The following is a 1,668-nucleotide window of genomic DNA, read 5'->3' as shown; positions in this document are numbered from 1 at the left end:
CCCGCGGGCTCGTCCGCGGCGACCGCGGCGACCGCGAACGGGCGCAGCGCGGCCGGGGCGGTGAGGTCCAGGCCGTCGACCTGGGCGGCACCGGAGCGCGCCAGGTCACGGGCCCGGGCCAGGCCCGGGTCGGCCAGGGCGGCGGCGAACAGTCCGGTGAGCATCAGTGATCACTTCCCGCGGATGGCACACGACGATCACCCCGCGCCCGGTCTGGACGGGGGGTTTGCGAATCGACACTATCTCTCCGGGGGGACGATCGGCCGCCACGCCGTCGAGGAACACCTGAGGGAGACCGAATGCCTGCGGAGGGAACCGGCAGTGATCCACGCCGCAAGACCACGCCGGCCCGGTGGCGGGTGCTGGGGCACCCGGACGGGATGCTGATCTACCAGGTGCACTGCATCGTGGAACACCACGGCTGGACGGAGCCCGCCGCCGAGGACCGCTACAAGATCATCCTGGGTCGCTCGGGCGCCTACCAGCGCCGCCTCAACGGCCGGCCCGGTGTCTCCGACGCCACCTCGGTGCTGATCACCCGCCCCGGGGACGAGATGGCGGTCTCCCACCCGTACGGCTGCGGCGACTCGTACACCTGCTTGGAGATCGACCGGGAGGTGCTGGCGGACCGGCCGGACGCCGTCGGCTGGCTGGACCGGCCCGGCTGGGCGGGCACCTCGGACGCCTCCCTGGACCTGGCGCACCGGCTGCTGGTGGCCGAGTGCCGGCGCGGGCTGGACCGGTTCGAGATGGCCGAGCGGCTGCACCGGTTCCTGGGCCGGCTGCTCCAGCACAGCGCGCTGGCCGGGGAGGAGGCGGGCGCCGAGATCGAGCGGGCGGTCCGGCGACGGCCGGCGACGCTGGCCGCGCACCGGCGGCTCGCCGACCGGGCCCGTGAGGTGCTGGCCACCTCGGACTTCACCCTCGGCCTGGAGGAGGTGGCCCGGGAGGTGGGCACCTCGCCGCACCACCTCAGCCGGGTGTTCCAGCGGATGACCGGGAGCAGCCTGACCGCGTACCGGAACCGGCTGCGGGTCCGGGCGGTGCTGGACACCCTCGCCGAGCCGGACGGGCGTCCGCTCGGCGCGCTGGCCAGTGAGTACGGCTTCGCCGACCAGGCCCACCTGACCCGGGTGGTACGCGACCAGGTCGGTCACCCGCCGGCCCGGCTGCGCCGGCTGCTCGCGGGCTGACCCTGCCGGCAAAGGTGCCGTACGGGGGCAGTCGACTGTTCCCGGTTGAGTAGGTGTTGGTGGGTGTTGGTGACCTTGGAGGAGTGGCGTGCGGTGTGGGTGGTGCATCGTGAGGGGGATCCGGTGGTCGGCGGCGCGCTGTCGTGGGGGGCGGGGCGATGGTGGTTGCAGGTGAATGTCCTACCGCGTGGTTATCGTGCTCGGCGTGGCACACCAGGAGCGGTTGGGTGTCGTGCAGGCGTACCGGTTCGCGTTGGACCTGACGCCCCGACAGGAGCGGGTGGTGCTGGCTCATGCTGGTGCGGCGCGGGTGGCGCACAACTGGGCGCTGGCCCGGGTCAGGGTGGTGATGGATCAGCGGGCCGCTGAGCGTTCCTACGGCATCCCCGACGGGCAGCTCACCCCCATGATCGGCTGGTCGCTGCCGGCGCTGCGTAGAGCGTGGAATCACGCGAAGGCCGATGTGGCGCCGTGG

General features: G+C 73.3%; 2 protein-coding genes. Both read left to right on the top strand.

All coding sequences use genetic code 11. From position 1 onward, the window contains the following. Nucleotides 1-299 precede the first annotated feature (299 nt). Nucleotides 300-1,193: an AraC family transcriptional regulator gene (locus JNW87_RS38470; protein WP_109805058.1), complete on the top strand. Its 894-nt coding sequence runs from the start codon at nt 300-302 to the stop codon at nt 1,191-1,193. A gap of 205 nt (nt 1,194-1,398) precedes the next feature. Continuing rightward, the coding region (locus tag JNW87_RS38465; RefSeq protein WP_238455447.1) for a helix-turn-helix domain-containing protein at nt 1,399-1,668 on the top strand (270 nt) is incomplete at its 3' end.

Origin of the sequence: Micromonospora sp. ATA51, assembly GCF_016802855.1 — a bacterium.
Classification (GTDB): Bacteria; Actinomycetota; Actinomycetes; order Mycobacteriales; family Micromonosporaceae; genus Micromonospora; species Micromonospora sicca.
This window is presented reverse-complemented; position numbering and strand designations above follow the sequence as displayed.